The 4,793-nt window shown below is 67.1% G+C and carries 4 protein-coding genes and 1 pseudogene; all 5 read left to right on the top strand.

Going from position 1 to position 4,793, the window contains the following annotated elements; all coding sequences use genetic code 11:
• Window positions 1-108: 108 nt before the first annotated feature.
• Window positions 109-606 (top strand): hypothetical protein, encoded by a 498-nt coding sequence (locus H0W38_RS16670; RefSeq protein WP_292456120.1) that lies wholly within the window; start codon window positions 109-111, stop codon window positions 604-606.
• 45 nt (window positions 607-651) lie between these two features.
• Entirely contained in the window at window positions 652-2,670 is a 2,019-nt protein-coding gene (locus H0W38_RS16675) for an excinuclease ABC subunit UvrC (RefSeq protein ID WP_292456121.1), read from the top strand.
• Window positions 2,671-2,731: 61 nt separating this feature from the next.
• Window positions 2,732-3,298, top strand: a complete 567-nt coding sequence (gene pgsA, locus H0W38_RS16680; RefSeq protein WP_292456123.1) for a CDP-diacylglycerol--glycerol-3-phosphate 3-phosphatidyltransferase — start codon at window positions 2,732-2,734, stop codon at window positions 3,296-3,298.
• Window positions 3,299-3,387: 89 nt separating this feature from the next.
• Window positions 3,388-4,254 (top strand): DMT family transporter, encoded by an 867-nt coding sequence (locus tag H0W38_RS16685; RefSeq protein ID WP_292456125.1) that lies wholly within the window; start codon window positions 3,388-3,390, stop codon window positions 4,252-4,254.
• Between the two features lie 252 nt (window positions 4,255-4,506).
• A pseudogene (locus H0W38_RS16690) lies at window positions 4,507-4,791 on the top strand (HU family DNA-binding protein); the annotation flags it as partial.
• Between the last annotated feature and the right edge of the window lie 2 nt (window positions 4,792-4,793).

Below are 4,793 nucleotides of genomic sequence, written 5' to 3' on the forward strand. Positions count from 1 at the left end.
AGGTTGTCGACGACGCGGCAAAACAGATCCCACTTCAGCGCCCGCAAGGGCGGTGGCGACAAGGCCTCGCTGTGCATGCGCGCGATTATCGAAGCCACAATCCTGCGCATGAATGTGGCCTCCGTTTTGCCCGGCCTCGTGCCGATGGCTCAGGCCCTCGAAACGACAGCGCCGGCCCGGTGGCTGCAGCAGTCGATGTGGGGGTATCCGGTGGTCAGTGCGCTGCACATCGTGGCGATCGCGCTGCTGCTCGGCGCGATCACGGTGGTCGATGCGCGTCTGCTCGGCTTTGCGCGACAGGTTCCGGTGGCGCATGTGGCCCGCGCGGCCTGGCCGTTCGCGTTGGCCGGCGTGGTGCTGGCGCTCGGCACCGGCCCGCTCTTGTTCATCGTGCAGCCGGGCGACTACCTGGTCAATCCGGCGTTTTTCTGGAAGCTGCTGTTGCTGCTCGCTGCCTTCGCCAACGTGGCGTGGTTCCACCTGCGCTTCGCGGCCGTGCTGCGCGGCGTGGGCGAACCGACGGCCGGCGTTCGCTGGGTCGCGGCGCTGTCGATCGGGGTTTGGCTCTGCGTGCTGTTCGCGGGACGCATGATCGCTTTCGTCTGAACCGGCGCTCCGGTCCGTGCGACCCGGGCGACACAATCTTGTCTCATGAACGAGTCCGAAAACTTGCCGCTGGAAGACGCGTTACCGCCTGTCGACGCGGCACGCCAGCGCCTGCTCGACGACGTGGCCGCCTTGCCGGGCCTGCCCGGCGTGTACCGTTATTTCGACGCGCAGGGCACGCTGCTCTACGTGGGCAAGGCCAGCAGTCTGAAGAAGCGCGTGTCGAGCTATTTCCAGAAGCAGCATGGCGGCAGCCAGACGCGGGTCAGCCACATGGTCTCGAAGATCGCGCGGCTGGAGACGACGGTGGTGCGCTCCGAGGCCGAGGCGCTGCTGCTCGAGAACAACCTGATCAAGACGCTGAACCCCAAGTTCAACATCCTGTTTCGCGACGACAAGAGCTATCCCTACCTGAAGATCACCGGCGCGCACACCGCCGAAGGCGCCAGTGCACCGGCCGCGCTGCAGTACCCGCGCATCGCCTATTACCGCGGCGCGGTCGACAAGCGGCATCGCTACTTCGGGCCGTACCCGAGCGCTTGGGCGGTCAAGGAGACGATCCAACTGCTGCAAAAGGTGTTTCGTCTGCGCACCTGCGAGGACACCGTCTTCAACCACCGCACACGGCCTTGTCTGCTGTACCAGATCAAGCGCTGTTCGGGGCCCTGCGTGAAGGAAATTGCTCAGCCGGACTACGCGCATGACGTCGGCAACGCGGAGCGTTTCCTGCTCGGTGAAGTCGAGCAGGTGATGGGCGCGTTGCAGGCGCGCATGCTCGCGCATGCCGAGGCGCTGGAGTTCGAGAAGGCGGCCGAGATCCGCAACCAGCTCGGTGCCTTGTCGCGCGTGCTGCACCAGCAATCGGTCGAGAACAATGCCGGCGGCGCCTTCGACAAGGATGCCGACGTGATCGCGGTGGTGGTCGAGGGCGGGCGTGCCTGCGTGAACCTGGCGATGGTGCGGGGTGGCCGCCACCTGGGCGACCGGCCCTACTTTCCGACGCACGTGGAAGAAGCGGCGGTGCTCGGCAAAGCGCTCGCTGAGGACGAAGCCGACGTGACCACGGATGCCGCCGCCGAGTCCGCCGAGCCGGGCGAGTCGCAGGTGCAGATCCAGGTGTTGGAGGCGTTCATTGCGCAGCACTACCTCGACGGTGCGCCCCCGCCGCTGCTCATCACCAGCCAGCCCATCGCCAAGAGCCTCGTCGAGGCGCTGCGTGAAGCCAGCGGCGTGCGCATCGTCGCCCAGCACCACCCGCGCGAGCAGCGCCGGCAATGGCTGGAGATGGCGCTGAAGAACGCCCGGATCAAGCTGGCGCAGCTGCTGGCCGAGGAAGGCTCGCAGCGCTCGCGCACCCGGTCGCTGGTCGATGCGCTCGACCTGGCGCCCGACAGCCTGGACAGCTTTCGCATCGAGTGCTTCGACATCAGCCACACCGCAGGCGAGGCAACGCAAGCCTCGTGCGTGGTGTTCGAGCAGCACAAGATGCAAAGCGCGCAGTACCGCCGCTACAACATCGCCGGCATCACGCCCGGCGACGATTACGCGGCGATGCGCCAGGTGCTGACCCGCCGCTACGGCAAGCTCGCCGAGGCGGCGGTCAAGGGCACGGCGCGGCTGCCCGATCTGGTGCTCGTGGACGGCGGCCGCGGGCAGGTGTCGATGGCCCGCGAGGTGTTCGGGGAGCTGGGCCTCGATCTCGGCCTGATCGCCGGCGTCGAGAAAGGCGAGGGCCGCAAGGTCGGCCTGGAGGAACTGGTGTTCGCAGATGGCCGGCCGAAGATCGGGTTGGGCCGCGACTCGTCGGCCCTCATGCTGGTGGCGCAGATCCGCGACGAGGCGCATCGATTCGCGATCACCGGGATGCGGGCCCGACGGGCCAGCGTGCGCACTGGCAGCAGCAAGCTCGAAGACATCGCCGGCATCGGGCCGCGCAAGCGCGCCAAGCTGCTGCAGCGCTTCGGCGGTGTGAGGGGCGTCGCCAACGCGAGCGTCGACGATCTGGCCGGTGTGGAAGGCGTGTCGCGCGAGTTGGCCGAGGAGATCTACCGTGTCCTCCACTGAGCCGCACCCCCGCAGCGCCGTCGTGCCGGCCGAAGGCACGTCCGAAGGCACAATCGCGCGGATGTTCTTCAACCTGCCGACCTTGCTGACATGGGCGCGCATCGTCGCCATCCCCCTGGTCGTCGGCGTTTTCTATCTCGAGCTCGAGACTTCGCTGCAGAACCTGCTGGCGACGGTGCTCTTCATCGTCGTGGCACTGACCGACTGGGCCGACGGCTACCTGGCGCGGCGTTTAAACATGACGTCTTCGTTCGGCGCCTTCCTCGATCCGGTGGCCGACAAGTTCCTGATCTGCGCCGCGCTGGTCGTTCTGGTGCACGAACAGCGGCTGGATTCGTTCGTGGCCCTGATCATCATCGGCCGCGAGATCGCGATTTCCGCGCTGCGCGAGTGGATGGCGCAGATCGGCGCTTCGCGCAGCGTTGCCGTGCACATGCTGGGCAAGCTCAAGACCACCGTGCAGATGATCGCGATCCCGTTCCTGCTCTACGACGCGGTGCTGTTCGGGCTGATCGATACCCGCTTGTGGGGCACGGTGCTGATCGTCGTGGCTGCGGCGCTGACGATCTGGTCGATGGTCTATTACTTGCAGAAGGCGCTGCCGGAGATCCGGGCCAAGGTGCGCTGATGGCGCGTCGTTCTTCGACGCTGCGCGCCGGCGGCGCGGGCGGCCGATCACGGCACGCCGGTGCGGTGGACGAAGCGCTGCTGCTCGCCATGCCGATCGTCTTCGTGCTGATCTGGAGCACCGGCTTCATCGTGGCGCGCTACGGCATGCCGCATGCCCCGCCGCTGAAGTTCCTGGCGCTGCGCTATGCGCTATCGCTGTTGTGCTTCGGGGTGTGGATCGCCCTGTCGAAAGCGGCATGGCCCCGCAACCGGGCGCAATGGGCGCACTTGGCGATGGTCGGTTTGCTGATCCACGCCGGTTACCTGGGCGGCGTGTGGGCGGCAGTCAAGGCAGGGATCGGCGCGGGCACCGTGGCGCTGCTCGTCGGTTTGCAGCCGGTGCTCACAGCGCTGTGGGTCACGGGCGTGGGCTCGCACGGCGAGCGCGTGTCACCGCGGCAATGGCTCGGTCTGGCGCTCGGCTTCGCCGGTCTGCTGATGGTGGTGGCCCCCAAGCTCGGTAGCGGCGAGATCACCGGCTGGAACCTATCGCTGGCGATCGGCGCGCTGCTCAGCATCACGACGGGCACGCTTTATCAGAAACGCCATGTAAAGACGTGCGACGTTCGCACCGCCAGCAGTGTGCAACTGCTCGCCGCTCTGGCGGTGACCTTGCCGGTCGCGCTGCTGGAAGCCGAGGCAGTCGACTGGCGGCATCCACAGCTGATCGGTGCGATGGCGTGGTCCGTGCTGGTGCTCACGTTGGGCGGCGCTTCACTGCTTTACCTGCTGATCCAGCGGGGTGCGGCCACCGCGGTGACGAGCTTGTTGTACCTCGTGCCGCCCTGCACCGCGGTGCTGGCCTGGGCCCTGTTCGACGAGTCGCTTGCCGCACCCGTGCTGATCGGGCTGGGCTTCACGGCGGCAGGCGTCGCGCTCGTGGTGGGCGCGCCGCGTGCTACCGCCCCGGCTTGATGAGCGCACGCCGCGCCGCGCGGCATCGAGCGGCCCGTCGGACGAACGATGCTGGTGCACGGGCCTGTCAAGCGAGGAATTCACGCCGCGTTCGGACCGCCGCCGCAGCTAATCTGCATAGAATTCCGCTGGACGCTTGACACCCCGCAAGCTCACCGCTGTAATGAATCTGCAGCCGCTGCGGTCGATTGCAGCGCGCGTCCCACGGGCCCGTCCGGCCACCCGAATCCCAGCAAGAGACACCTTTTCAACAGGGGTACCTTCGTGAACAAGACCGAACTGATCGAACACATTGCCAAGCAGGCCGACATCTCCAAGGCTGCGGCCACGCGCGCGCTCGAAGCCTTGATCGGCGGCGTGCGCACCACGCTCAAGAAGGGGGGCAGCGTGTCTCTCGTCGGCTTCGGTACCTTTGCAGTGACCAAACGGGCCGCGCGCAGCGGCCGCAACCCGCGCACCGGCGACGCGATCAAGATCAAGGCCGCAAAGGTGCCGAAGTTCCGCCCCGGCAAGGCTTTGAAGGAAGCGCTCAATTGACG

The sequence above is a fragment of the Methylibium sp. genome (genome assembly GCF_013817365.1).
Lineage (GTDB): Bacteria > Pseudomonadota > Gammaproteobacteria > Burkholderiales > Burkholderiaceae_C > Methylibium.

Excerpts from the sequence above, each read along its gene's own strand:
- pgsA (WP_292456123.1), top strand. The coding sequence starts at position 2,732 with ATGTTCTTCAACCTGCCGACCTTGCTGACATGGGCGCGCATCGTCGCC.
- H0W38_RS16685 (WP_292456125.1), top strand. The coding sequence starts at position 3,388 with ATGCCGATCGTCTTCGTGCTGATCTGGAGCACCGGCTTCATCGTGGCG.
- H0W38_RS16670 (WP_292456120.1), top strand. The coding sequence starts at position 109 with ATGAATGTGGCCTCCGTTTTGCCCGGCCTCGTGCCGATGGCTCAGGCC.
- H0W38_RS16675 (WP_292456121.1), top strand. The coding sequence starts at position 652 with ATGAACGAGTCCGAAAACTTGCCGCTGGAAGACGCGTTACCGCCTGTC.